A 25,724-nucleotide genomic window follows, 5' to 3' on the forward strand; every position below is an offset into this window, starting at 1 on the left:
ACTTCTCGCATGTCTTCTCTACTCGAATACGGACTCGACCAGCACTGGCGTGACGAGTTCGAACAGCATTCTCACAGCGCAGTTCTCGCCCGCGTGGTTCGCGTCGACCGCGGTGAATTCGACGCCATCACCAAGCACGGAATCGCGCGCGGCACCGGCAGTGTCAGCGGTCGTTCCGCAGGCTCCACTCCTGACGGCCTCTGCACCGGGGATTGGGTGGCACTGGACGCGGAATCGTTCCGGCTGATCGACATCCTGCCCCGCCGGACTGCCATAGTTCGAGCCAGTGCCGGATCGACCTCGGCCGCACAGGTTCTCGGTGCCAACGTCGATACTGTCGTGGTCACCGTCGCGTCGGACACGGTTCTCGACCTCGGTCGCGTCGAGCGCTACCTCACGCTGGCGTGGGGCAGCGGCGGCGTACCCGTCGTCGCGATCACCAAAACCGACAGCGGACGCGTCACCGAAGAGTCGGTACTGGCCGCCGCGCCGGGTGTCACCGTCTGCAGCACCAGCGCGGTGTCGGCCGACGGAATCGACTCGCTGACAGCACATCTGCACGGCACGGTCGCGCTCATCGGGCCGTCGGGATCGGGTAAATCGACTCTCGGCAACGCTCTGATCGGGAGCGCCGCGTTCACCACCGGCACCACTCGCGAGGCGGACGCCAAGGGCAGACACACGACGGTGCGTCGGGAATTGATTCCGGTACCACGACTGGGACTGACCCTGCTCGATACTCCCGGATTGAGATCGGTGGGTGTACAAGGATCGGAAGACGCAGTGGCGAGCGCCTTTTCGGATATCGACGAGCTGGCCGCACTGTGCCGTTTCGGCGACTGCGCGCACGCACACGAGCCCGGTTGCGCCGTTCTTGCCGCCGTCGAGACAGGCGAACTCTCCGAACGCCGGCTGGGTAACTACCGAAAGCTGTTGCGGGAGAACGCCTGGACAACGTCACGCCACGACGCGCGGGCGCGCAGCGAGAAGTTGAGGGAATACAAGCAGATGACCAAGTCGCTACGCCAGAAGTACGCAGCCGACGGTGGGCGGCGCTAGGTCAGCTCTCGTCGAACAGCGAGGGGCTCTCGGACTCGGCCTCTTCCAGCGGAGCCGAGCCCTCGCGCGGCGACGCCTTGCGCACCACCTCGACCGTCGTCGTACGGACCGACAGCCGATGCCCGTCGTGATGCTCGAGCAACGCCAACCCTTGACGAATCTCGAGCACCTTCCACGGGCCTGCATGCCCGGACGCCTGAACCAGGTCGCCTGGTGCGATCTCGGAAGCCACTGTTGTTCTCCATTCACCGAGCAGGTATCGGGGGTCGAGCCAGTCTGTGACACACACCCTATCGGGCACCGACCAGCCCGACGCCACTTGCTCGTCGAACAAGTTAGGAGTACTCATGTAATAGTTGTAGATGTACAAGCAAATATGCGGAGGTGCACGTGGCCGAGCTGACTCGACGACACCGATATCTCGTGCTCGGGATCTGCTGCCTCAGCCTGTTTCTCGTCAGCACCGACAACACGATCGTCAACGTCGCGCTGCCGTCGATGCGCGCAGATCTGAATGCATCGGTATCGGGTCTGCAATGGATCATCGATGCATACACGCTGGTCGTGGCATCTCTGCTGATGCTCGGTGGCTCGATGGCCGACAAGTACGGCCGCAAACGCTTCTTCCTGATCGGCACCGGAACGTTCGTCCTCGGCTCGCTGCTGTGCAGCGTCGCACCGTCGCTCGGCTGGCTCATCGCCTTCCGGATGCTGCAGGCCATCGGCGGCTCGATGATGAATCCCGTCGCGATGTCGATCATCACCAACACCTTCACCGACCCCAAAGAGCGCGCCGGCGCGATCGGCATGTGGGGTGCCGTCGTCGGAATCTCGATGTCCGCGGGACCGGCACTCGGCGGCGTGCTCGTCACCAGCGCCGGCTGGCAGTCCATCTTCTGGATCAACGTCCCCGTCGGGATCTTCGCTTTGGCGATGACACTGAAGTTCGTCCCGGAATCCAAGGCCGAGCACGCGAGGAAGTTCGATCCGCTAGGTCAGTTCCTCATCTTCGCGTTCCTCGCGTCCCTGGTCTTCACCATCATCGAAGGTCCCGCGAAGGGTTGGGGATCACCGCTGATCGTGTTCACGGGTGCCGTCGCGATCGGCTCTCTCGTCGGGCTGCTGGTGGTCGAATCGCGAATCGATGAACCGCTGATCCAGCTGAAGTTCTTCCGCAGTGCACCGTTCAGTGGCGCTACGGTGATCGCCGTGTGTGCGTTCGCGTCCCTCGGCGGGTTCCTGTTCCTCAACACGCTGTACCTGCAGGACGTTCGCGGCTACTCACCTCTGCACGCTGGTCTCTACACTCTGCCGATGGCACTGATGACGCTGATCTTCGCGCCGATATCGGGACGCATCGTCGGCAGCCTCGGGGCTCGCATCCCCCTGCTTGTGGCGGGCCTCGGCTTCGTGATCTCGGCGCTGATGCTCACCAGAACGACGCCGACGACGTCCTTCGCCTGGCTGGCGACGGCATACGTGATCTTCGGAATCTCCTTCGGCATGGTCAACGCCCCGATCACCAACACCGCAGTGTCCGGGATGCCGCGCAGCCAAGCCGGCGTGGCCTCGGCTATCGCGTCGACCAGCAGGCAGGTGGGTCAGTCGCTCGGTGTGGCCGTCATGGGCTCGATCGTCACCGCGAGCATCGTCGGAGAAATCTCCGACGGCTTCACTGCCGCCGCCGTGCCCGCTTGGTTCGTCATCGCCGGTGCCGGCGTGGTCGTGACCGTGCTCGCGCTGGTCACCACCGGCCGGTGGGCACGATCGACCGCCGAACGTATCGACCAACCGGTGCTCGTATGACGAGCGAAGCAGCGCAGATCTGGCGCGAGATGCGAGCGCTGATGCTCGAAGTACACGACACTCGACGGGCCGTCGCCGAGGCCACCGGGATGAGCTTCCTGCGCGCGAAACTGCTGATCAAGCTGTTGGCCGGCGATCGGACGGTCACCGAACTCGCCGATCTGCTCGCCTCCGACGTGCCCTACGTATCTCTGAACGTGCGCGAACTCGAACAGCGAGAACTGGTGTTGCGCACCGAGGACCCCCACGATCGTCGACGACGCATCATCGGACTCACCGACACCGGACGCCGCCTCGCCGAGAAAGCCCGCACGATCGCCGACGCCCCGCCGCCGGAATTCACGGCACTACCGCCGGAGGACCTGGCGCATCTGCGTCGAATACTGCGACTGCCCTGATGTGGTGGGGCGGCGGTTCTGCTTCGTCTTCTGCTTCGGCTTCAGCGGTGAATGTCTGCGAGCGGGGTTCCGATCTCGACGAGGGCGCGCACGGTGGCGGCCTCCATGCCGGGTGAACCACACACCAGGATCTGACGGTCGGGGAACGGCCCCTGCACCGCGACGACGTCGGCGATAGCACCCTCCCAGCAGTGCTCCGGCTCGAAAAATGATGTGCTGGAACCAATTTCCTCGTGAATACGATCGTTCCAGCGGTCCGAGGCCCACGGCTCGTGCAGCTGGTCTACGACGGGAACGACGGTCAGCCACGACAACTCGGCCGCCATCAACCACAGCATGTCGCTTGCATAGAGATCGCGCGGCGACTTGCCGCCGAAGAACAGCGTCACATTCGGCGGCCGCTCCCAGCGCGTGAGATCGAGCAGAATCGCGCGCAACGGAGCGAGACCGGTACCGCCCGCGATCATGACGACGTCACGCCCGGAATCGTCGACGTGCAGACCGCCCTGCGGATCACTGATCTGCCAGACATGACCGGGCCGCGTCTCGTTGACGATCGACCCGCTCACCCACCCCGCGGGTACCGCGCGCACATGGAATTCGAGCTTGCCGTCCAGCGACGGCGGCAGGGCGGGCGAATATCGCCGCGTCAGAGCAGTGTTCTGAGGAACTGTCACGGACACCGACTGCCCGGCCCTGAACGGGATCGCGTCGCCCTCGAGCCTGATCACCGCGAGGTCGTTCCGAAGGCGATGGTACTGAACGACTGTCGAATTCCACGCCTGCATGCGGACCAGGATAGGGGTCGATGCCGGGTGTCTCGCAAACGCGGGCGGGGTTCGCCACTGCTGCCCGGCTCGCCAGCGCAAACGCGCGCGCGTTTGCTGAACGCGCGCGGAATAGTGACCGAATCACTGGCAAATCTGCGCGCACCTGACAAATGCGCGCGCGTTTGCGGGGAAGGCGGCGAATTCAGCGCTGGTGTTTCGGCTTCCAGACCACCAGGGCGTTGCGTTGGATCGGCACCAGGTCGCGGCGATAGCTCGCGTGCACGTTCGCGACCTCCTGCGCCAGTTCCGAGACCCGGGCCTGCAGGGCCTCGACCTGGTTGGTGAGCTCGATGATGCGCTTGATACCGGCGAGGTTGACGCCCTCGTCCTGCGAGAGTCGCTGCACCTCACGGAGCAGTGCGACGTCGCGCGGTGTGTAGCGTCGACCTCCGCCGGTGGTGCGGTGCGGGATGACCAGGCCCAGTCGGTCGTAGGTGCGCAGCGTCTGCGCATGCATGCCGGCCAGCTGAGCCGCGACGGAGATCACGAAGATCTGCGCGTCAGGATCACCTTGTGCCCCACCAGCTTTCGCGGAACCGCCCTCGGGAGGGACCGACATCACACACCTGCCCACCCGGCCCGCGGGTCGAATCCGCTGGCCTTCTCGGCTTCCAGATAGGTCTTCAGAGCGTCGGTAGCAGCATCGTCGAGTTTCTGCGGGACGGCAACTTTGACGGTCACCATCAGGTCGCCTGCGCCGGACTTCTTCGGGATGCCGCGTCCACGCACCCGTAGCACTCGGCCGTCGACGGTGCCCGGTGGCACCTTGACGCCGACACGTCCTTCGAGGGTGGGCACCGACAGTGTGGTGCCGAGGACCAGTTCGCCGTAGCTGACCGGCACGGTCACCGTGAGGTCGTCGCCGGTGCGGCCGAAGACCTTGTCGGGCTTGACTCGAACGGTGACGAACAGGTCGCCGGACGGTGCTCCACGAAGTCCGGCCTCGCCTTGGCCTGCGAGTCGTACTTTCTGGCCGTCGCTGATGCCTGCGGGTACTCGCACGGTGATGGTGCGGGTGCGGTTCTGCACTCCGGTGCCGCGGCAGTCGACGCACGGGTCGTCGATGATGGATCCGGTTCCGCGGCAGTCGTCGCAGGGCTCGCTGAAGCCGAACGCGCCTTGGTTTCGGTTGACGACACCTTGGCCGTTGCATTTGGGGCAGACCCGCGGGCTCGTTCCGGGCTTCGCTCCGCTGCCGTGACACGTGGTGCACGAGGACGGACTGGTCAACCGCAACGGGACCGTCACACCCTGCGCTGCTTCACGGAATTGCAGCGAGGTCTCGGTCTCGACATCGCTGCCGCGTCGGGGACGGTTGCTCTGCGGGCGCTGAGCTGCGCCGCGATTGAACAGGCCACCGAAGAGGTCGCCGATTCCGCCGTCGCCGCCGCCGCCTTGACCGAAGATGTCGCCGACATCGAAGGTCTGGCCGCCGCCGCCGCCGAATCCGCCTGCGCCGGGGGAGAATCCGCCTCCACCGCGGCTACCGAAGCCACCGGACGCGAACAGCCTCCTGGCCTCGTCGTATTCCTTGCGTTTGGCCGGGTCGGCGAGTACGGCATGCGCCTCGCTGACCGCCTTGAACTTGTTCTCGGCCGCGGCGTTGCCGGGATTGGCGTCGGGATGGTTGTCCCGCGCCAACTTTCGGTACGCCTTCTTGATCTCTTCTGCAGTAGCGCTGGAGGAAACGCCCAGCTCCTTGTAGAAGTCCTTCTCGATCCACTCCCGCTGGCTCACCGGGCGTTTCCTCCTCTCGCGCTATTTCTTTTTACTGCTCGTCGGACGCGGGTGCGTCCGATTCTTCTGTTGCCGTGCCCTCGGAAGCACTGTCGACCACGCCGACCATCGCGGTACGCAGCACGCGTTCGCCGAGCTTGTAGCCCGGACGCATCAGCGTGCCGACGACCGGATTGCTGCCGTCGCCCTCATGGGAGACGGCCTCGTGGATGGCCGGGTCGAAGGCGTCGCCCTCGGCCCCGAAGGTGCTCAAACCGATGTTCGAGAACACCCCTGCCAACTTGTCTGCCACTGCCTTGAGCGGTCCGGTTTCGAGATCGCCGTGCTGGCGAGCTCGCTCGAGGTCGTCGAGAACCGGAAGAAGCTGCGAGACGACGGACGCCTTGGCGTTCTCCGCTCCCGACTGCTTCTCGCGGTCGGTACGACGCCGGTAATTGGCGTACTCCGCCGACACGCGCTGCAGATCTGCGGTGAGTTCTGCGACCTGAGTGTCACGCGGGTCTTCCACTACCTCGGCGTCGATCTCTGCATCGCCGTTCCCTGCGTCAACCGAGCCGGGCTGGGGCGCAGTTCCGGTGCCCGCGAGGGGCTCGGGAACTGCGTCACCTTCCCGTACTTCACCGGTCTCGGGATCGATCTTTCGCTTGTCCACGAAAGTGACCGGTTCCTGCTCGGTGTTCTCCGACGTCACTTCTTGTCCGTGTCGTCGGCGGGCTCGTCGACAACCTCTGCGTCGACGACACCGTCGTCAGCAGCCTGCGCGCCACCCTCTGCGCCGCCCTGCTCCTTGGCCTGAGCCTCGTAGATGGCGGTGCCGAGAGCCTGCGACTCGGTCGAGAGCTTCTCCACGGCGGTCTTGACTGCCGAGATGTCACTGCCCGCGAGAGCCGTCTTGGCGTCGGCGATGGCGGTTTCGACGCGGCCCTTGAGCTCGGCGTCGACTTTGTCCTCGTTGTCCTTGACGAACTTCTCCGTCTGGTGGACGAGGGACTCGGCCTGGTTGCGGACCTCGGCCTCTTCGCGACGAGCCTTGTCCTCGTCTGCGTGAGCTTCGGCGTCGGCGACCATGCGGTCGATCTCTTCCTTGGACAGACCGGAGCCGTCCTGGATCTTGATCGTGTTCTCCTTGCCGGTGCCCTTGTCCTTGGCCGTGACGTGCACGATGCCGTTGGCGTCGATGTCGAAGGTGACCTCGATCTGGGGGACGCCGCGCGGAGCCGGCGGCAAGTCCGTCAACTCGAACGAGCCGAGGAGCTTGTTGTGCGATGCGATCTCGCGCTCACCCTGGAAGACCTGGATCTGCACCGAGGGCTGATTGTCGTCAGCGGTGGTGAAGGTCTCGGATCGCTTCGTCGGGATGGTGGTGTTGCGCTCGATGAGCTTGGTCATGACGCCACCCTTGGTTTCGATACCGAGGGACAGCGGCGTGACGTCGAGGAGCAGAACGTCCTTGACCTCACCCTTGAGCACACCGGCCTGCAGTGCAGCACCGACGGCCACGACCTCGTCCGGGTTGACGCCCTTGTTGGGCTCGCGTCCACCGGAGAGTTCCTTGACCAGCTCGGAGACTGCGGGCATACGCGTCGAACCACCGACGAGCACGACGTGGTCGATGTCCTTGACGGCGATGCCGGAGTCCTTGACCACTGCCTGGAACGGCGCACGGGTGCGGTCGAGCAGGTCGGAGGTGATCTTCTGGAACTCCGAGCGGCTGAGCTGCTCGTCTAGGAAGAGCGGGTTCTTGTCCGCGTCGACCGTGATGTACGGAAGGTTGATCGAGGTGCTCTGCCCGGAGGACAGTTCGATCTTCGCCTTCTCGGCAGCCTCACGCAGACGCTGCAGGGCCATCTTGTCCTTGGTCAGATCGATGCCGTTCTGAGCCTTGAACTTGTCGACGAGCCAGGTCACGATGCGCTCGTCCCAGTCGTCGCCACCGAGGTGGTTGTCGCCGGACGTCGCACGGACCTCGACGACGCCGTCGCCGATTTCGAGCAGCGAGACGTCGAACGTGCCGCCACCGAGGTCGAACACGAGAATGGTTTGCTCGCTGTCGCCCTTGTCCAGGCCGTATGCGAGAGCTGCCGCGGTGGGCTCGTTGACGATGCGCAGGACGTTGAGGCCGGCGATCTGGCCGGCTTCCTTCGTGGCCTGACGCTGTGCGTCCTCGAAGTACGCGGGAACGGTGATGACCGCGTCGGTGATTTCCTCACCCAGGTAGGCCTCGGCGTCGCGCTTGAGCTTCTGCAGCGTGCGCGCGGAGATTTCCTGAGGGGTGTACTTCTTACCGTCGATCTCCACGGTCCAGTCCGTGCCGACGTGGCGCTTCACGGAACGAATCGTGCGGTCGACGTTGGTGACCGCCTGGTTCTTCGCGGGCTGGCCGACCAGCACTTCACCGTTCTTGGCGAAAGCGACGATCGACGGGGTGGTGCGTGATCCCTCGGAGTTGGCGACGACAACCGGTTCGCCGCCCTCGAGGACGGACACGACCGAGTTGGTGGTCCCGAGGTCGATACCGACCGCACGAGCCATAATGTTTCCTCCTGTTGTTGCGTGGGTTCCAGTCCCTGGGTGAGCGAACTCCGCTCAAGTTTGCACAACGCGATCTATCGCGTCAACTTCCAACTTGAGCCTCATCCACTCAAGGCTGCTGACCTGCACAACGGAGGGTGTGGCGAATTTGTTCCCGAGGGAGCGGCTGCGCCGCATGTGAGTAGGAGTGGAGCCTGCGGAACGACCCAGGTGAGTGGAAACTCGACCCCTGCTACGAAGTTCCACGCACATGGGGCGAAGCCCCTCCACAGCAGTACGCCGCGACGATCGGCGGGGATCGTCGCGGCGCAGCGGGAGAGAAGTGCAGAACGAGAATTACTCGGCAGGCTCGGTGGCGGGTGCGGGGATGCAGCTGTAGCTGAGCAGTCCGCCGGTGATGTTGTTCATGAAGTCGGCATCGAGTGCGCTGGCGAAGGCAGCTGCGCCGGCGGGGCGAGCGACCCATTCGCGATCGGCCGACGGCACGGTGTAGGTCATTGCCTCGCCCGCCTTGATGGTCTTCTCGGTGTTCTGACCCTGCAGACCCGGCAGTGCGCCGTAGTTGACGTTGACGTTCGACGCGTCGTCGGCACCCTTGTTCTCGACCTTGACCTGCAGTGCGACGACGCCGCCCTCGGGGGCCTTCTCGACTGCGGTGTCGCAGACAGTGGCCATCGAGACCACCAGGTCGGGGCTTTCGAGAACTGCGGAGCCGAGTGGCATCGCGGGCTCGGTCTCGGGCTCGGCCGAGGCCATGGGTACGAGGACGACCGCACCGATGCCGGCGGCCAGGGCGGCCGTCGAGGCCAGGATCGATGTGCGGGCAAGACGTCGCATGGACAACTCCTGTGGCTGAGGGGATGTGACCCGTGAGTCTGATGTGACTGAAGGGACAGTTGGTACTTCCTCACTATGGCCTATCCGATTCAGACATTCCACACCAGGCGGTATCGATTCGATGACGTTCACATATCGAACAAAACCGGTCGCGCGGAATGACATTGGTGTGATTCGGCCGACGCTCACCGATCGACGGGCCGGGCCCGGCGCGCCCACACGCTAGGTTTCGCTGGTCGAAGAAGAGGGGAACCACAACCCTGCGGATCGGCCGCGCCCTACGTAGGGTTGAAGAAAAGCGAGGCTACGGAGGCACATGGATCCCGAAGTGCAGCACGAACCGAGCGAGATCACCTACGACGAAAAGTTCTACCCGGCTCGGCCGAAACCGCTTCGTCCGTCCGTGCGTCGTGCGAACCGAAGTAGTGGTCCCACACCGGACAGCGAGCCGGTCGCGTCCAATCCCGAGTACGTGGACTGGCTCACCGAACAGTCGATGCTGCGAGATGCCAAGCTCATTGCCGAACAGCTGTCGGGCAAGGGCAGCATGTGGCAGAACCCGTATGCCGATCCCGACCCGCGTGCTGCCGTCGAGCGAGCACCCGTCTGGTTCACCGCCTACCCCATCTCGGTGATCAACGCTCCGCAGACCAGCTTCCTGAGCACCCTCGGTGACGAGAAGTTGTGGCAGGCGTTCTCCGAAATCGGCGTCACCGCCGTGCACACCGGACCGGTGAAAGTGGCGGGCGGCATCCACGGGTGGCGTCCCACCCCGTCCGTCGACGGCCACTTCGACCGCATCGGTATGCAGATCGACCCCGCCTTCGGCTCGGAAGAAGAGTTCCGACGCCTGTGCGTCGTGGCTTCCGCGTACGACGGCATCGTCATCGACGACATCGTTCCCGGCCACACCGGTAAGGGTGCGGACTTCCGGCTGGCCGAGATGGCCGTCGCCGATTACCCCGGCATCTACCACATGGTCGAGATCGAGCCGCAGGACTGGCACCTGCTCCCCCGCGTGCGCGCCGGTGCGGACTCGCAGAACATCGACGCCGAGGCCGAGGCCAATCTCGCTCGCGCCGGCTACATCATCGGTCAGCTGCAGCGAGTGATCTTCTACGAGCTCGGTGTCAAGGAAACCAACTGGAGCGCAACACCTCCCGTCGTCGGCATCGACGGCGTCGAGCGGCGTTGGGTGTACCTGCACTACTTCAAGGCCGGTCAGCCATCCATCAACTGGCTCGACCCATCGTTCGCGGGAATGCGCCTCGTCATCGGCGACGCCTGCCATTCCATCGCCGATCTCGGTGCCGGCGCGTTGCGCTTGGACGCCAACGGTTTCCTCGGCGTCGAACGGCGTGCAGAGGGTCCGGGTTGGTCCGAGGGGCACCCACTCTCGGAGGCCGCGAATCACCTGATCGCCAGTGTGGTGCGCAAGATGGGTGGGTTCACCTTCCAGGAGTTGAACCTGACGATCGACGACATCAAGGCGATGGGCACCAACGGTGCCGACCTGTCGTACGACTTCATCAACCGTCCGGCCTACCAGCACGCGCTCGTCATGGGGAACACCGAATTCCTCAGACTTACCATGACTTTGGCGCGTGATCATGGCGTCGACACGGCATCGTTGGTGCACGCGCTGCAGAACCACGACGAGATGACGTTCGAGCTCATCCACTTCGCGACACTGCACGCAGAAGACGAGTTCGCCTACGGCGGCGAGTCGGTCAAGGGCTGCGATCTGGGCGATCGCATTCGCGGTGAACTCACCGATCGCCTCACCGGCCGCTGGGCACCGTACAACCGAACGTTCACCACCAACGGAATCGCTTGCACCACAGCCAGTGTGATCACCGCGTCGCTCGGCATCCGCGATCTCGATCGGATGGACGAGCAGGACATCGAGACCGTCAAACGAGCGCACCTGCTGCTCGCCATGTACAACGCACTGCAGCCCGGCGTGTTCGCACTGTCCGGCTGGGACTTGCTGGGCATTCTTCCGATCGCCGCCGACGAGGTCGAGGATCTCATCAAGGAGGGCGACACTCGCTGGCTCAACCGCGGCGCACACGACCTGATGGGGTATTTCCCCGACGCCGTGCGCTCGGAGTCGGGCATTCCCCGTGGACGCAGCCTGTACGGGTCGCTACCGGAGCAGTTGGCCGACCCGCAGTCGTTCGCTCGGCAGCTGGCTCGAATCATCGAGCTGCGCAACAAGTACGGAATTGCCACGGCGCAGCAGATCGACATTCCGACGGTCTCGCACAAGAGCCTGTTGGTGATGGTGCACGAACTCGGCCAGGGCACCATCCAGGCCACGGTGCTGAACTTCTCGTCCGACGAGATCAGCGCAACTATTCAGTCCAAGCACCTGGTGCCCGGCACCTGCGCCATCGATGTGTTCGACGACAACGAGATCGCGACGGTCGACGAACTGCACAGTTTCCCGATGAACCTCGGTCCGTACGAGGGCGTCGCGGTGGTGCTGCGGTGAGACGGCGTCGCAGCACCGCTGACGGATAGACTCCTGCACCGTGGCCGAAGAACCGAACGATCCGACAGCGCACAGGCCTCGGCCTGCCCGACCGCAACCACCGCGGCCGGAGCTGTCCGTCGAACCTCTTCGGCCACGACAGGAATCCACCGCAGACTCCCGTCTGCCGAAGATCGCGACCGGGCTGTGGGCGGCGACCGCCGCACTGATCCTGGCGCTGGCCGCCGTCATCGCGCTGAACTGGAACGTCGTTCTGTTGGGCGTCGAAACCGCCGTGGCTCAGCAGGATTCGACGGCGAGCGCCGCAGACGTCCGGAACACGGCGTCGGCCACCCTCATCTCGAGCGGTGCTGCCGCCGCCGTGCTGGTACTGCTCGGATTCGTCTCGTTGAACCTGCTCCGCGGCGCAGCCACGTCGTCCAAAATCTTGATGAGCGCGGTAGGAATTCTGACCATCGGGGCGGCCGTCACGTTCTCGACCTTCGTCTCCGACGCCTCGGCCCTGCTCGGCGGCGTGCTGCAATGGGGTCCGTTCGTCGTGGCAGGCGCTGCCGCAGCCGCCACGGTCGTCGCGCTGCTACCTCGACGCTCCTCACGTCAGTGAGGCGAGAATCCCTTCGGCACTGCGCGCGGCGAGGGCACACGAATTCGACGTGAACCGGTCCAGAAGCGGATGCTCCGAGAGGGATCGCCACTTACGCACCGCAGCCAGTGCCGTGTCGCGTTGCTGAGTGTGTCCCGCATCGGGCGGCAGATCGAGACGCTCGGTGGCGGCGATACCGAAGCCGCCGATGATGCGCTGCAGATCGAGCAGTCCGCCGTCGGGCAATGTCGGTGTGACCGAACGCAATCGGCCGAGCAATCGTAGTTCGGCAAACCCGTGCACGTCGGCAAGCATCCTGCCGGCTTCGGTACGCAGCGCATGCGACTCCGGTCGGAACTCCAGAATTCGTTGCAGCGCAACCAGAGCCGAGTGCAGCTTCAGCTGATCCGCTCGCTGGCCGAATTGCACGTCGATCACCGAGCGAAGTTCGGACAGTCCACTGCGCTCGACCAGGTCGGCCGCCAGTGTCGGCGAATCACGCACACCGAGCCGAATCAGCGTCACGGCCATCCGAATCCCGAACAGGCCGAAGCGGTCGACGATGCTGGCGCGCAGGGCGGCATCGACGGGCAGAGTGCTCTCCGCCCGCACGAACCGATCGGCCGAGAGCATCGCCAGTTGCAGATCCTCGGTCGGTACCGTCGCGAGCATCTGGAATGCGGCGAACTCGCTCTGCCGCAACGTCTCTGCTCCCAACGCCAACAGTCCCGCCACCGGGACGACGGCCTGGCACAGCCCGGTGGCTTCGAGCTCGGACGCGAACCGCGCCGCGACCTCCTTGGCCGACATCATCGCGTCCATGCGGCCCGAGCCGACCTCGTCCGCCCGGGAGACCACCCCGATGACGCCTAGTGGCCCGGAATCACCGCCGACGTGTGCCCCGATCTGCCCGAGAAACGAGACGTCCGTGGCATTGAGGGTGCGCAGCAGGTAGACCACTGCGTCGGCCCCCGACGACGAATTCTCGGGGGTCAGCATCGCCAACGTGCGCGCCGAGACATCGCGAGAGAGCGACGAGGTGCCGGGGGTGTCGATGATCGTCGTCTGCGCCAAAGTACTTGCCGGCCATTCGACGTCCAGACGATCGACCTGCGCCGCCGTCAACGCACCGAGATCGAACGTCAGCCGCCCGTCGCGTCGTTGCACCGGAACGTTCGCCGCGCGATCGCCGTCGTACCAAGCTGTCACACTGGGTGAGACACCATTGCGATACCACGTGACGACCTTGGTGCATTCGGTAGCGTCGGTCGGCGCAATGTCCTGTCCCACAAGCGAATTGAGCAGAGTGGACTTGCCGGCCTTGAGCGATCCCGCAAGCGCGACCCGGAGCGGCTCGTCCAAACGGTAGAGACATTCGTCGAGCATCCAGGACGCCTCCGCGTCGCCGGCGTACGTCGACCGCGCTGCCGAGATCAGATCGCGCGCTCGGGCCAGTGCCGTCACGCTCATACCGCGACGTCCTTCACCAGACGCGTTGCGCGAGCATTCAATTCCGAGACAAGCCGCATGTCGTTCTCCAGCCTCGCGATCCGGGCGGTGCGATCGGTGTTGTCGGCGGCAGCGGCTTCCTGCGCCGAGCGCAACGACTCGTTGAGCGAACGCAATGTCTGCTCGGCGATCGAGGTGAAGTGATCTCGCAGCACCCGCTGAATCTGACGCAGCCGATCCTTCGACTCCTTGCCCACCTGGAAGCTGACGTCGTCGGTGAAGCGGCGAATCGCCATCTTGGCCTCGGAGCGACGAGCCTTGACGCGATTCTCCTTGTCTTCCTTGTACGCCTTGGTGCCGAGCAGTACGCCTGCTCCGATCGAGATCGGATTGAGCAGACTCAGCCCGACGAACGTAGTGATCAGACCGAACATCAGTACGCCGCCGTAGGATCCACGCATTCCGACCAGAACCTTCTGCGTGATACCCACCCGTCCCGACTCCAGATCGGCCAGGGACGTCACGGGCTCGAGCACATTGTCGAGATCGCCGAGATCGAGATCGGGCAGGGCCGCCGCGCCGGACGACGCGAAGTGCTCGGCCACCAACTCCGACAACCACAGAGCCCGCTCGTGCGCCCACACGAAATTGTCGCCCACCGACGCAGCAATCTGCTCTTCGAGCCATTCGCCCAGTTGCGGCCAGTCCTTCCCCGGATCCCCCTCGTCGACGGTTTCCTCGGCCTCCCGGGTGACGCGTCGCAGTCGGTCGCGCAGGTCGTGATCGATGTCCGACGCGAGATCTGCGATTCCGTCACCGAGCGTCTGTTGCCACTGCGAGGACCTCTTGTGCAGTTCCTCGGCGGCGGACTTGGCGCGCTGGAGCCCGGCGACTGCGGCGGCCGCGCGCTCCGGATCCTTCAGCGCCGCAAGCTCACTGCCGAACGACAGTGTCAGGTGCTCGGTCACCGAGCGGACATCGAGGGATACCGATGCGCGAGCCAGCACGTCGGCTCGTGCCACCACGTCGTCGCGCAGAAACGCGTACAGCTGCTGGAAGCCGGATTCGGCATTGAGTTCCTCGTCGTTCAAACGCACTGCGTGCGAACGCAACAACGACGACACCGGCAGCATCTGCACGCTGATGCCCGCACGGTCCAGATGTCCACGGTTGGCCTCGACGATCTGCCGCCAATGGGGATACAGATCGATCTTGGTGATCAGCACCGCCACAGCCGGGCACAGACCCTGCACCTGCCGCAGGAACGCCAATTCCGGCTCGGTGAATTCACGAGAGGCATCGGACACGACGAGCACGGCATCGGCCGACGGAATCAGACCCAATGTCCCTGCCGCATGGGGGTTTCCGTGGCCACCGACTCCCGGCGTGTCGACCAGCACCAGGCCGTCGGCGAGCAGTGGGCTCGGTACCGCGATGTCCAGCCGCAGCACCTCCCGGCCCTGAGCCCGGGGACTCGCCGGAGTGACCGTGGTGATCTCTTCGAGCGGTACGTCGACCCGAATCGGTTCGTCACCGGGATTCGCGAGCACGAGCTGCGCGGAGAAGCTGTCCGCGTTGGACACCACCGTCGGAATCGCGGTGGTCTCGTCGTCGCCCACCGAGCACACCGTCAGATTCAGCAGCGAATTCACGAACTGGCTCTTGCCCTGTTTGAGGGGTCCGACCACGATGATGCGACGTCGAGGGTCGAGCACACGCGACTTCGCTGCCTCGACTCGATCGACCAGATCGGATCGTCCCGCCGATGTCGCTACCTCCGCGGTGCGATCGAGCAGCTCGGCCAGTTCCGTAGATTGCCCGTCCATACCTGTGTCTCCACAACCCATCTCGTCGACTCCCGCGAACCCAACCCGTTCCGCAGGCCGCATTCCCAAACTCTAGCGACGACTCGGGCCCCGAGTGTCGTTGAACACTCGGGGCCGACTCGTCACTTCGTCACCTGATCACAGGCAACGCGATCAGGGGTTCAGCGGGTCGAAGTCGTGGTCGACGGTCAGCGAGTGGCCCAGCGAATCTGCTGCCGAATCGACCGATCCGTGCAGGTTGCCGCCGGTCTCGCCGAACAGGTCCGTGCTGCTCTCGCTCTGTCCGAAGACGTCGGAGTCGACGCTCGACCAGCCCGTACCCGATGCGTTCGCGCTGGAATCGAAGGAGCTCCCGGACTCGAAAGATCCCTCGGCGCCCGACTGCACTGCACCGGTGACCTGGCCACCGAGCTGCGCGGCGGAGTCAAACCCGCCGGCCACGGAACCCGCAGCGTCCGCACCAGCATCCAAACCCCCGCTCACCGTGGAGGCCAGTCCGCCGCCGATCGAGCCGCCGGCATCCAGTCCGCCGCCGATGTTCGACGCGATCTCGCCGCCCACCGAGGTTCCCGCGTCGACGACGCCGCCCACGGTGCCCTCGAGTCCTCCGGTGACGTTTCCGGCCAGGTCACCCGCGGCGGAACCGGCGAGGTCACCTGCCGATTCGAGTCCTGCACCGACCTGCGTACCGGCGTCGATTCCGCCGTTCACAGCGCCGGTCAGAGTGCCTTCCAGTCCGGCGCCGGCCTGCGCGGCCGCGTCGATTCCGCCGTCGACGGCACCGGTGAGGGTGCCTTCCAGTCCTGCACCGGCCTGCGCGGCTGCGTCGATGCCGGTCGAGACACCGCCTTCGACTCCACCTGCAACACCGCCTGCGATTCCGCCGCCGAGGCTGCCGAGCCCGGCCAGTCCGCCGGTCAGGCTCGTGCCCGCGTCGACGAGCCCGTTCAGTCCACCGGCCACGTCGCCGCCGACGTTGCCGACCGCCGCCAGGCCGCCGGTCACATCTGCTCCTGCGCTGCCGACGGCCGCGAGGCCACCGGTGATACCTGCGCCGACGCTGCCGACTCCGGCGAGGCCACCCGTCAGGCCGCCGCCGAGGCCACCGAGTCCGGCCAGGCCGCCGGTGAGGTCTCCGCCGACGTTGCCGAGTCCGGCGAGGCCGCCGGTCAAGCCGCCGCCGAGGCCACCGAGTCCGGAGAGGGTGCCTTCCACGGTGCCGGTGAGATCGGCACCTGCGGACACGGCCGTGTCGACCGCACCGGCCAGCTGAGCACTGAGATCTGCACTCGCGCCGAGTGCTGCTCCGAGGTCGAGTGTGGCTCCGGCGTCGACGATTGCTTCGACGGCCGTGCCGAGCTGTGCGCCTGCAGCGCCGCCCACACCGAACGCGGTTCCGAGAATTACTTCGAGGCTGCCCGTGACTCCGCCGGTCAGCGCGCCGGTGATTCCGCCGGTCAGCTCACCCGTCAGCTCACCCGCCAGTTCGCCGGTGATGCTGCCACCGATGCCCAGCCCGGCACCGAGGGTTCCCTCGATCGCGGTGTCGATGGCCGTGGCCAGGTTTCCGACGACTCCGGCGTCGAGATCGAGGACGCCGCCCAGGGCGCCGCTGACGACCGTGCCGATGTTGCCGCCGGCTGCGAGGAGTGCGTCGACGTCGATGTCAGCGAGGGCACCGGCGTCGAGTACTGCACCGAGTGCGGTTCCGATGGATCCTGCGATGGCACCGTCGACGGCGAAGAGTCCGCCGAGGCTGCCACCGATGCCACCGGCGATGTCGCCGACCAGCGCGGCTCCGGCTTCAGCGGATCCGCTGAGGGCTGCTGCGATGTCTGCGGTGAGGTCCGCACCGACCGTTCCGAGTCCGGCGAGAGCGCCGCCGATGCCTGCGGTCAGCGCGGTGCCGAGGCCGCCGACGATGTCCAGGCCGGCTCCGGCGTCGAGCACGGATTCGAAGACGCCACCGACGGCAGCGCCCAGTTCGGCTCCGACGGTTCCGCCGACTGCGAAGAGGGCACCGAGTGCGCCGGACAGTCCGCCCTGGATGTCGGCCAGCGCGGCGAGGTCGACTGCGCCGGTGGCGCCGATCGCGGCGTCGAGGGCTGCCTGCAGCTGCGCTGCCAGGTCGGCGCTGATCTCGCCGCCGATGTCTGCGCCTGCTCCGATGAGTCCGGTGAGCGCAGCGCCGAGTCCGACCGTGCCGCCGAGAAGACCGTCGAGGTCCAGATCGATTCCGCCACCGAGTCCGCCGCCGATGCCCGCACCGGCACCGATGAGTGCGTCGAGAGCGCCACCGAATGCGGTGCCGAGTTCGAGGCCGATCTGGCCACCGACGGCCAGAGCTGCAGCGAGAGCTGCCTGGAGCGACGCTTCGATCTCGCCCGCCACGTCGATTCCACCGGTCAGCGCGCCACCTGCGGCGAGCCCGCCGCCGGCTACCGCTCCTGCGGCAATGCCGAGTCCGGCCGACAGTCCGCCGCCGAGGCTCGCGCCTCCGGCGAGTGCGCCGTCGAGGCCTGCGGATCCGCCTGCACCCAGAATCGCCGAGAGCTGGCTGCCTGCACCGGCGAACAGTCCCGACTCGGCGACCAACGGGGCCACCGCGACGATGTCCGCGTGGGTGACGCCGCCGAGGCCGGCAGCGGCCAACGTCGTCTCGGGGTTGGCGCAGTAGGCAGCAGCGGCGTTGTCGTCGCGCAGCAGGCCGAGAATGAAATCGAGTACGGCGTTGGTAGCCATGTGAGTCTCCTTGACGAGTGATGCTTCGTGGTTGATCACAAAGCTATGGTCCGCAGAGCCCCCGCCCAACGGGGACGATCCCCCTACTCCCCCGGGGGGTCGCCAGGGGACTTGCATTAGGGGATCTGAGCGCTTTAGGGGATTTACCTCGTTGCACGCTCTAACCTGCTGTGAGACGTAACGAATCGGGGCACCGAGCCGACAGTGCGGGTAACGGCGGTGGGAACCAGGGCAGTGCGACAAGAAGGTGGCGGCAGATGAACGCAGGGCTCGGCATACGGATCGGAACTGTGACGGCTGTTGCCGCCCTGGATACCGACCCGGTGACCTCGGTGGTCAAGCGTTCGGCCCTCGATCTTCGTCCCGGTGCGGCCCCCAGTCTCGCCGACCTGTGGGACCGCTCGACGCGCCATCTCATCAGTGGGTTCGCCGATCGCGTCGGTGACCCTGTCGAACTGATCGACGACGACGGCCGCAGTCACCGCGCCGAGGACCTGTACGCCACCGCCACTCGTGCCCTCGTCGCCGACGTCTCCGCCGGTGTCGACTCCTCCCCCTCCGTGGTGGTCACCCACCCCACACGCTGGACCGCCTACACCGTCGAGGTGCTCGGCGAAGCGCTCGATCGCGCAGGCCTGACCGACGTCACGCTCGTTCCCGAGTCGGTCGCCACGATGCGCTGGCTCGAAGTCACCCGTGGAACCCAGTCCGACGGTCTCGCGGTCGTCTACGACCTCGGCGCGACGGCTCTCGACGTCACGCTGATGCGGACCGGGTCCGACGCAGGCGTCGTCGGAACCGGCGTTCATTCGCAGGAGTTCGGCGGCGCACAGTTCGACCACGAGATCATGCAGTACGTACTCGACACCGTCTCGGGCAGTCAGTCGTTCGAGTTCGATCCCTTCGATCCCGACACCGTCGGTGCACTGGTCGAATTGCGCGCCCGCTGCGGCGAGGCCAAAGAACAGCTGTCCTACGACACCTCCACGTCGCTGACGGTGGACCTGCCGGGGCTGCACACCGAAGTACGACTGGTCCGCTCGGAAGTCGAAGACCTCGTTCGCGCATCGCTGCTGGCCTCCATCGGCGTCGTGCGTGACGCCGTCACGGCCGCAGGCCTCGAGGTCACCGACATCGATCAGGTGGTGCTGACCGGCGGCAGCTCGGCCATCCCGCTCGTCGCCGAGCTCGTCTCGACCGAACTGCGAGTACCGGTCGTGGCCGGGCCTCGCCCCGAACTGACCGTCGCGATCGGAGCCGCGATCCTCGGCAGCGACATCGCCGACGCCACCGCCGCGGACGATGCAGCAGCATTGGCTGCGGTTCCCGCCGCGACCGCCGTTGCCGCGCCGATGCCCCGTCCCACCCCGCGGCCCGCCCCGACCCCGACGGCAGTGGCGTCGGAATCGGGGATGTCCGGACGGAAAAAGGCAGGCCTGGTCGCCGGATCCGTCGTCGTGCTGGCCCTTCTCGCGGGCGGCGGACTGTCGGTCGGAACGGCCCTCACCTCGGACAACACCACTCCGGCCGAATCCAACGCCGAGATCTCGAGCAGCGAGACTCCCGGCAGCACGGCCGCGGTGGCAGAAGTCGGGTCCACGACCGGGCCGACCGGTTCTGCAGCAGTCGGCTCCACGGGTGCACCCACCACGGTGGTCAACGCCGACGGCAGTGTCACCCAGATCGATCCGGCCACCGGGGCTCCTGTTGCCGGGGCACCCGTCGCCGGAGCGCCCGCCGCGGTCCCCGGCCAGAACGGGGCCGCCACCGTGCCGACCATCCCGTCGATCGCCGCACCGACGGTGCCCAACTACCAGCCTCCGGCCGTGCAGGTCCCGCAAGCACCGCAGTTCACGCCACAACCGCTACCGACGTACCAGGGCCCGACCCTCGGCGACGTCGGTCAGGGCGTCGGGCAGGGCCTCGGCGGTGTTGTCGGAGGTGTGGGTCAGGGCCTGGGTGACGGACTCGGCGGGGTCGTCGGCGGCCTGACCGGTCGATAGACCGACCGTGGCCAACAGCCCATCCGCTCTCGTCGGCGTCGAGCGCGCCGATCGATTCGTTCGTGACGCGTCGTCGAGCACCGGTGTGCATGTTGTCGTCGGGGTGAACGGCTCCGGTCGATCCGCGGTGCTCGGTGCGGTCGCGGCCGCCGCGACGACGGTGCATGCAGGCAGTGTCACCGACGCGCCGTCGGGTGCGACGGTTCTGGTCGACGACGCCCATCTGTTGCCGGATCACCGCGTGGACGAGATCGCCGCTGCAGCAACCCGTTCGGACATCACGCTGGTTCTCGCCACGGCCCCGCGCCGATACGATTCCCGGATCGAGAAGCTCGTCGCATCCGCCGGTGCCGCTCGCCTGACGCTGTTGCCGTTGGACAAGACGTCGATCGCAACGCGGGCAGCCGCAGTCGCTCGGCCGATCTCGGCGTCGCTGGCGAGCGCGATCGCAAAGTCCACCGGAGGGCTTCTCGTCGCCGTCGACGCGGCACTGGCCGCGCTCGGGGGCGAACGGTCCGACCCCACTCCGCTGCGCGCGGTCACCGAATCGGTTGCCGAGCAGCATCGCCGGATACTTGTCGACACCACCGACGACACCCGCGCCGTGCTGCTCGCGGCTCGCTTCGGCGTCGTCCCGGACCCGGTCACGGCGGCGCAGCTCGTAACACGGGCGGCCGACGCGGAGACGGTCGTCGATATCGCCTGCAGCTCCGGTCTTCTCGACGCCACGGGCGCGTTGGTCCCGTCCGCCGAAGGTCCCCTGACCGAGATGATCGGGGAGCGTCGATGCCGGGTGCTGCTCGACCGCATCACCGAGGTTGCGGCGAAATCCGGTCTGCTCGACGCCTCGGCAGCGCGAGTGTTGGCGGCGCACGGGGTCGTACGCGCAGACCTCGCTGATTTCCTTGCTGGACAGGGTGATTCGACTTCCATAGAGTCCGCTGGCCAGCTGTACGACGCGGCAGCAGCGGCGGGATTCGACCCATCTGCGCTCGCGGCCCGGCGGGCAGAGGTGGCCGCCGCGACCGGACACCTCGACGAGGCAGGCCGTCGTGCCGACGAGATTCTCGATGCGGCCACCGATCACACGCAGGTCGATCTACGCACTGCGGTCAGGGTCTCGGCGTCGGTCGCCGCGCAGCGCGGAATGGTCTCGCGCAGTGCGCAATTGTTCGCCTGGCTCGGGACGGATCGACTCGGGACCGATGCGGTGTGGGCTGCCTTGTCGGCCGCTGCCGCAGGCGACCGCCCTGCTGCCGACCGCGCACTGAGTGTCGTGGCATCGCTGGCACCGACGTCGAGCACGGCGTCGGGCGCGTTGCTCGTCGACGGGGTCCTCGGTTCGATCGACTCACGCAGCGCTGCGGCGTCGAGTGCGGCGACGAACGCGCTGATGCGCGCGGTCACGTTGACGGCCGCGCCGTCCGATCGTTGGTGCGCTCCGGATTCGGCAGCCGCGGTGGCCGCCCTGCATGCCATGCACTGCGGTGATCTCGCCCGCGTCGACTCCGTCATCGCTCGTGCCCTACCCGAGCTGCGGCCGGGATCCGAGGCCCACACGCGGCTCGTTCTCATCGGCGGCTGGGCGGCCATGCTGCGAGGAGACGCCGCGCAGGCCTGCCACCTGGTCGACCCGCTCGAGATCCCCGACTCGCACGTGCGCAATCACCTGTTCCTGCACGGCATTCGAGTGGGGTTGGCCCGCAGGTCCGGGGACGCCGGGTCTCTCGTCACGGCGTGGACCCAGGCGCAGAACGTCGTCGCCGCGTACTCGATCGATCTGTTCTCTCTCTTGCCCCTCGGCGAATTGGTGCTGGCCGCAACACGAGTGGGCCAGTTCGATCGCGTCGAGCACCTCGTGTCGCAGGCCACGACGCTGCTCGCCGCGTTGGGGGATCCGCCGGTGTGGGCGTCGGCGCTGCATTGGTATCAGGTGCAGGCCGCCATCGTGGCGCAGACGCCCGAAGCCCTGGTGCCGCACGCGAAGGCCCTCGCGTCCGCCGCTTCGACGCACCCGTACAGTTCCGCACTCGCCGCGGCGGGGCGGGCGTGGCTCGGCGTTCTACAGGGCAGGCCCGACGCCGCCGAGGTCGAACTCTCGGCGCGCACCCTCACCGCGTTCGGCCTGCCGTGGGACGGTGCCCGGTTGGCGAGCGAGGCCGCGCTGACCGTCGCCGACACCGCCACGGCCACCTCGTTACTGCACATCGCCCGGTCGTTGCGTCAGCCCAGCTCGCATCAGCGGGAGACCGACGGGACGACGCCGCAGCCGTCGGGATCTCTGAGCGAACGCGAGGCCGAGGTGGCCGAGCTACTGGTTCTCGGCGTCACGTACCGCGAGGTGGGCAGCCGGCTCTACATCTCCCCGAAAACCGTCGAACATCATGTGGCTCGCATTCGCCGCAGGCTCGGAGCCGGGTCGCGCTCGGAACTGATCTCGATGCTGCGGGCGATGGGCTACGGAACATCGACCACCTGACTGCGGCACGCTGATGCCCCCTCCTGCGGGTGTAACTGTGTGAGGATCCGAAGCGACATAACGACCGAACATCGACTCCGAGCCCAGGACAGGTAGATATCCCCATGACCGAGCAGCCCGCATGACCGAGCAGCCCGGCGGGGCGAGTATCGGCGCACCGGACGTCGGCCTCTATCTGGACGACGAGCAGGCCGTCGCGGCCGTGTCGCACCCCATCGCGCCCGGCCCCTCCCTGCATCTGGCGTCCCTGCACTCGACCGTGCTCAACACTCACCCCGACGGCACCGTCTCACTCGGTGACGCCACCGACAACGACTCCGAGGCGTACACGCACTTCCTCGACGCGCTCGGCGACGGCGTCACCGGGAGCCGGGGCACCGTCTTTCCCGCCGAACAGCTGACGTCGATGGCGCTGCTGTGCCTGCTCACCGAGGTGGCGTCGTCGATCGATCTGCGCCCCGGCGATCTCGCTGCGGCCGCCACCTACCCGGCCCGCTGGACCGCCGAGCAGGTGTTCGCCCTGCGTGCGGCCATGAACGGGCACGGGTTGGCGCACGTTGCGCTCGTATCGGAAGAGGAGGCGCTGGCCGCCTGGAACTCGTCGATGCGAGCAACCATGGAGAAGAAGGACACTGCCGTCGCCGCGGCTCGTGGTGCAGCGCTTCTGGCTGCCCGGTACCCGGTCGACGCCGTCACCGAACGCCTCGCCGTCGTCGGCGCACCGACCCGCGCCGACCGTCGTCCCCTGTTCACCGCCCCACTGTTCGCCGCCGCGGCGTTCGCAGCGGCGCTGACGGTCGGTGCCGGTGTGATCGCATTGCAGCTCGGCACATCCGCCGACACCCCGGTGCCCACCATCGAGAACGCTCAGGTCGCGCCCCCGACGACGACGTCGGGAATCCGGCCGGGTGGGCCGATCGACTTCCCCACTGCCGTCGTCGAACCGGCAGCCGAACTCGTGCCCGCCGTCTCGCCTGCACCGATCATCACGCCGGATACCACCACCACGGCTACGGATCCGACCCGAGAGCGACGCTCCGAACGCGACGCGGCCGAGGTCGACACGCGACCCGCCGTCGACCTTCCGGAGGCCACCGAGACCGAGGACCCCACCACGACGCCGCCGACCGACGACGAACCAGTCGGACCCGAGCTGCCCGAAGACGACACCGCCGAGGACCCGCCGAAGCCCACCCCCGACGAGAACGCCGACGACAACACCCAGGCCGGACGTCTCGCTCCGCAGGACCGAGCTCCGGCCGGAGCCACGACGGGCGGCACTCCATGAGCGGTGCCGGGCATCTCGGAATCACAATCGGCAACACCAGGTCCGTTGCGGTGTATCGCGACTCGACCGCGTTCGAACCCACCGTCGTCGTACTGCCGACGACACTGAGGTTCGACGACGACGGCCGCGCCCATCTCGGAGAGTCCGTCGACACCGCGCCGTTCACTCGCTTCGTCGATCTGGTCGGCAAGCAAGAAGATCTCGAACCCGATGCCGACGCGTATCGCGCCGAGGATCTGATGGCCAACGCCGCCAACTGCCTCGTGAGCATGTTCTCCGAGACGTCCGAATCAGCGTCCACGCCCGTCACGACGATGACGTACCCGACGCGATGGCCACGCGAGAACATCGCTCTGCTGCGCGACGCCCTCGATCACACCGGTCTCACCGACGTCGCACTGGTTCCCGAGGCCAAGGCCGCGAGCGCGTTCGCTCAGCCGAGCCCGGGGGCTGCCGTCACGGTCATCGACATCGGGGCCACCGGCACCGACATCTCGACGTATCCGGGCGGCGGCACCGAGCGCACCACCGCGGTCAGCGGTGACGTGTTCACCGATGCCCTGTTCGATCACGTGGTGACCGATCGCGAACACCTCGACCTGTCCGACGCCGCAGTTCTGGCTTCTCTCACCGGTGTCGTCGCGTCCTGCGAGCAGGCGAAACACACGTTGAGCACCGCGGACGTGGCCACGATCGCGGTGGAGCTGCCCGGCGTCTCGGATACGACGACGGTCACCCGCGCCGAGTTCGCAGACCTGATCGCGCCGACGTTGGGCTTGCTCGACGTGCCGTCGACCGGCACGGTCGTGCTCACCGGCGGCAGTGCCGCCCTACCTTCGGTGGTCGCCGACATCGGCGAGCGCACCGCAGGCGCGCTGCTCGTCGAGCCGCTCGCTGCGGCTCGCGGCGCACTGAACATCGCCGAGATCGAGGACGTCGACGGCAACTCGATGGTGACCGGCGCAGCGCCGGTGGTCACGCGCAACGACGGCACGGACTCTCTCGATACCGACGCGATCCCGGTGGTCGCTCCGCCGCCGCCCCTCGCGTTCTCCGAGGCGATACCGGCGGTGGCACCGGTGTTCGGCCCGTCCCAGCTGCGCTCGGAGCCCATCGTTCCGGCCGGAGATCCCGACGGTTCCGGCCCGGCAACCCAGCAGTACGCCGCAACCGCATTCTCCGGTGCGACGACCGAGAACAAGAAGGAACGCAGCGAGCGCTCGCGTACCGTCACCACGATCATCGCCGGTGCCGGTGCGGGCGTGGTCATCGTTCTCGTCATCGCAGCCCTGAGCGGCGTGTTCAGCAGCGGACCCGCGACGACACCGCCCACCGTCACCGACGCCGGATCACCGGTCACCACCTCCGCGCGGGTGCCCTCGACCGCACCGACCACGACGACCGCACCCGCGGCTGCTCCCGAGGTGGTGCGGGAGCCGACGGCCGAGGAGTACACCCCGCCCCAACCGGCTCCCCTGCCTGCGCCGCCGCCCGCGCCGGAACCGACACCGGCACCACCTCCGGTGGTCACGACACCACCCGTCGCGGTGACCACCACTCCGCAAGCAACGACGCCGACGGAAACGACGACGACCACCACCACCACCACGACTACGACGACCACCTCAGCGACAGTCCCAGCGTCCTGACCAGGGCGA

Annotated in this window: 19 protein-coding genes; 9 read left to right on the forward strand and 10 right to left on the reverse strand. The window is 66.9% G+C overall.

Annotated elements, in window-relative coordinates:
* Positions 1–9: 9 nt before the first annotated feature.
* The gene (gene rsgA, locus J1M81_RS05695; RefSeq protein WP_206497698.1) at positions 10–1,059 is read left to right on the forward strand and encodes a ribosome small subunit-dependent GTPase A; all 1,050 of its coding nucleotides are present in this window, start codon (positions 10–12) and stop codon (positions 1,057–1,059) included.
* Between the two features lies 1 nt (position 1,060).
* Here the strand turns inward: rsgA and J1M81_RS05700 are convergent, their stop codons facing one another.
* Entirely contained in the window at positions 1,061–1,291 is a 231-nt protein-coding gene (locus J1M81_RS05700; RefSeq protein ID WP_027495662.1) for a hypothetical protein, read from the reverse strand.
* Between the two features lie 158 nt (positions 1,292–1,449).
* On the opposite strand from J1M81_RS05700, the gene J1M81_RS05705 reads away from it, so the two are divergent.
* Both J1M81_RS05705 and J1M81_RS05710 read left to right on the forward strand, forming a co-directional pair.
* Complete coding sequence (locus J1M81_RS05705) at positions 1,450–2,865, forward strand: MFS transporter (RefSeq protein WP_206497699.1); 1,416 nt, start codon at positions 1,450–1,452, stop codon at positions 2,863–2,865.
* Positions 2,862–3,263, forward strand: coding sequence for a MarR family winged helix-turn-helix transcriptional regulator (locus J1M81_RS05710; RefSeq protein ID WP_206497700.1), 402 nt, complete (start codon positions 2,862–2,864; stop codon positions 3,261–3,263). The genes J1M81_RS05705 and J1M81_RS05710 overlap by 4 nt, the downstream gene beginning before the upstream one ends.
* A 41-nt stretch (positions 3,264–3,304) precedes the next feature.
* Here J1M81_RS05710 and J1M81_RS05715 read toward each other — a convergent pair whose 3' ends face one another.
* The 6 genes from J1M81_RS05715 to J1M81_RS05740 all read right to left on the reverse strand — a co-directional run bounded on the left by J1M81_RS05715 (position 3,305) and on the right by J1M81_RS05740 (position 9,199).
* The gene (locus J1M81_RS05715) at positions 3,305–4,051 is read right to left on the reverse strand and encodes an FAD-binding oxidoreductase (RefSeq protein ID WP_206497701.1); all 747 of its coding nucleotides are present in this window, start codon (positions 4,049–4,051) and stop codon (positions 3,305–3,307) included.
* A 184-nt stretch (positions 4,052–4,235) separates the two neighbouring features.
* The gene (locus J1M81_RS05720) at positions 4,236–4,652 is read right to left on the reverse strand and encodes a heat shock protein transcriptional repressor HspR (RefSeq protein ID WP_045841157.1); all 417 of its coding nucleotides are present in this window, start codon (positions 4,650–4,652) and stop codon (positions 4,236–4,238) included.
* Positions 4,652–5,830: a molecular chaperone DnaJ gene (gene dnaJ / locus J1M81_RS05725; protein WP_032371878.1), complete on the reverse strand. Its 1,179-nt coding sequence runs from the start codon at positions 5,828–5,830 to the stop codon at positions 4,652–4,654. Before dnaJ ends, J1M81_RS05720 begins: the two co-directional genes overlap by 1 nt.
* Before the next feature lie 31 nt (positions 5,831–5,861).
* Positions 5,862–6,521: a nucleotide exchange factor GrpE gene (grpE, locus tag J1M81_RS05730; protein ID WP_206497702.1), complete on the reverse strand. Its 660-nt coding sequence runs from the start codon at positions 6,519–6,521 to the stop codon at positions 5,862–5,864.
* Entirely contained in the window at positions 6,518–8,362 is a 1,845-nt protein-coding gene (gene dnaK / locus J1M81_RS05735) for a molecular chaperone DnaK (RefSeq protein WP_206497703.1), read from the reverse strand. The genes grpE and dnaK overlap by 4 nt, the downstream gene beginning before the upstream one ends.
* Positions 8,363–8,698: 336 nt before the next feature.
* Positions 8,699–9,199 (reverse strand): hypothetical protein, encoded by a 501-nt coding sequence (locus tag J1M81_RS05740; protein ID WP_032366878.1) that lies wholly within the window; start codon positions 9,197–9,199, stop codon positions 8,699–8,701.
* 316 nt (positions 9,200–9,515) lie between these two features.
* On the opposite strand from J1M81_RS05740, the gene treS reads away from it, so the two are divergent.
* Together treS and J1M81_RS05750 are read left to right on the forward strand one after the other, a co-directional pair.
* The gene (gene treS / locus J1M81_RS05745) at positions 9,516–11,696 is read left to right on the forward strand and encodes a maltose alpha-D-glucosyltransferase (RefSeq protein ID WP_027495653.1); all 2,181 of its coding nucleotides are present in this window, start codon (positions 9,516–9,518) and stop codon (positions 11,694–11,696) included.
* Between the two features lie 40 nt (positions 11,697–11,736).
* Entirely contained in the window at positions 11,737–12,300 is a 564-nt protein-coding gene (locus J1M81_RS05750; protein WP_206497704.1) for a hypothetical protein, read from the forward strand.
* Here the strand turns inward: J1M81_RS05750 and J1M81_RS05755 are convergent.
* From J1M81_RS05755 to J1M81_RS26620, 3 genes are all read right to left on the reverse strand, one after another.
* Positions 12,289–13,749 (reverse strand): dynamin family protein, encoded by a 1,461-nt coding sequence (locus tag J1M81_RS05755; protein ID WP_027495651.1) that lies wholly within the window; start codon positions 13,747–13,749, stop codon positions 12,289–12,291. The genes J1M81_RS05750 and J1M81_RS05755 overlap by 12 nt on opposite strands.
* Positions 13,746–15,554, reverse strand: coding sequence for a dynamin family protein (locus J1M81_RS05760; protein ID WP_241257706.1), 1,809 nt, complete (start codon positions 15,552–15,554; stop codon positions 13,746–13,748). The genes J1M81_RS05755 and J1M81_RS05760 overlap by 4 nt, the downstream gene beginning before the upstream one ends.
* Before the next feature lie 153 nt (positions 15,555–15,707).
* The gene (locus tag J1M81_RS26620; protein WP_206497705.1) at positions 15,708–18,296 is read right to left on the reverse strand and encodes an IniB N-terminal domain-containing protein; all 2,589 of its coding nucleotides are present in this window, start codon (positions 18,294–18,296) and stop codon (positions 15,708–15,710) included.
* 257 nt (positions 18,297–18,553) lie between these two features.
* Here J1M81_RS26620 and J1M81_RS05770 point away from each other — a divergent pair, with 257 nt between their 5' ends.
* The 4 genes from J1M81_RS05770 to J1M81_RS05785 all read left to right on the forward strand — a co-directional run bounded on the left by J1M81_RS05770 (position 18,554) and on the right by J1M81_RS05785 (position 25,715).
* Complete coding sequence (locus J1M81_RS05770; RefSeq protein WP_206497706.1) at positions 18,554–20,299, forward strand: Hsp70 family protein; 1,746 nt, start codon at positions 18,554–18,556, stop codon at positions 20,297–20,299.
* A gap of 7 nt (positions 20,300–20,306) precedes the next feature.
* Positions 20,307–22,778, forward strand: a complete 2,472-nt coding sequence (locus J1M81_RS05775; RefSeq protein WP_283348199.1) for a helix-turn-helix transcriptional regulator — start codon at positions 20,307–20,309, stop codon at positions 22,776–22,778.
* A gap of 121 nt (positions 22,779–22,899) precedes the next feature.
* Complete coding sequence (locus tag J1M81_RS05780; protein ID WP_206497707.1) at positions 22,900–24,066, forward strand: hypothetical protein; 1,167 nt, start codon at positions 22,900–22,902, stop codon at positions 24,064–24,066.
* The gene (locus J1M81_RS05785; RefSeq protein WP_206497708.1) at positions 24,063–25,715 is read left to right on the forward strand and encodes an Hsp70 family protein; all 1,653 of its coding nucleotides are present in this window, start codon (positions 24,063–24,065) and stop codon (positions 25,713–25,715) included. Before J1M81_RS05780 ends, J1M81_RS05785 begins: the two co-directional genes overlap by 4 nt.
* Positions 25,716–25,724: the final 9 nt, after the last annotated feature.

Origin of the sequence: Rhodococcus sp. KRD175, from assembly GCF_017168275.1 — a bacterium.
GTDB classification, from domain to species: domain Bacteria; phylum Actinomycetota; class Actinomycetes; order Mycobacteriales; family Mycobacteriaceae; genus Rhodococcoides; species Rhodococcoides fascians.

Coding starts and splice junctions, on each gene's coding strand:
- rsgA (WP_206497698.1), top strand. CDS start 10: ATGTCTTCTCTACTCGAATACGGACTCGACCAGCACTGGCGTGACGAG.
- J1M81_RS05710 (WP_206497700.1), top strand. CDS start 2,862: ATGACGAGCGAAGCAGCGCAGATCTGGCGCGAGATGCGAGCGCTGATG.
- J1M81_RS05715 (WP_206497701.1), bottom strand. CDS start 4,051: ATGCAGGCGTGGAATTCGACAGTCGTTCAGTACCATCGCCTTCGGAAC.
- J1M81_RS05720 (WP_045841157.1), bottom strand. CDS start 4,652: ATGTCGGTCCCTCCCGAGGGCGGTTCCGCGAAAGCTGGTGGGGCACAA.
- dnaK (WP_206497703.1), bottom strand. CDS start 8,362: ATGGCTCGTGCGGTCGGTATCGACCTCGGGACCACCAACTCGGTCGTG.
- J1M81_RS05740 (WP_032366878.1), bottom strand. CDS start 9,199: ATGCGACGTCTTGCCCGCACATCGATCCTGGCCTCGACGGCCGCCCTG.
- treS (WP_027495653.1), top strand. CDS start 9,516: ATGGATCCCGAAGTGCAGCACGAACCGAGCGAGATCACCTACGACGAA.
- J1M81_RS05755 (WP_027495651.1), bottom strand. CDS start 13,749: ATGAGCGTGACGGCACTGGCCCGAGCGCGCGATCTGATCTCGGCAGCG.
- J1M81_RS05760 (WP_241257706.1), bottom strand. CDS start 15,554: ATGGACGGGCAATCTACGGAACTGGCCGAGCTGCTCGATCGCACCGCG.
- J1M81_RS26620 (WP_206497705.1), bottom strand. CDS start 18,296: ATGGCTACCAACGCCGTACTCGATTTCATTCTCGGCCTGCTGCGCGAC.
- J1M81_RS05770 (WP_206497706.1), top strand. CDS start 18,554: ATGAACGCAGGGCTCGGCATACGGATCGGAACTGTGACGGCTGTTGCC.
- J1M81_RS05780 (WP_206497707.1), top strand. CDS start 22,900: ATGACCGAGCAGCCCGGCGGGGCGAGTATCGGCGCACCGGACGTCGGC.
- J1M81_RS05785 (WP_206497708.1), top strand. CDS start 24,063: ATGAGCGGTGCCGGGCATCTCGGAATCACAATCGGCAACACCAGGTCC.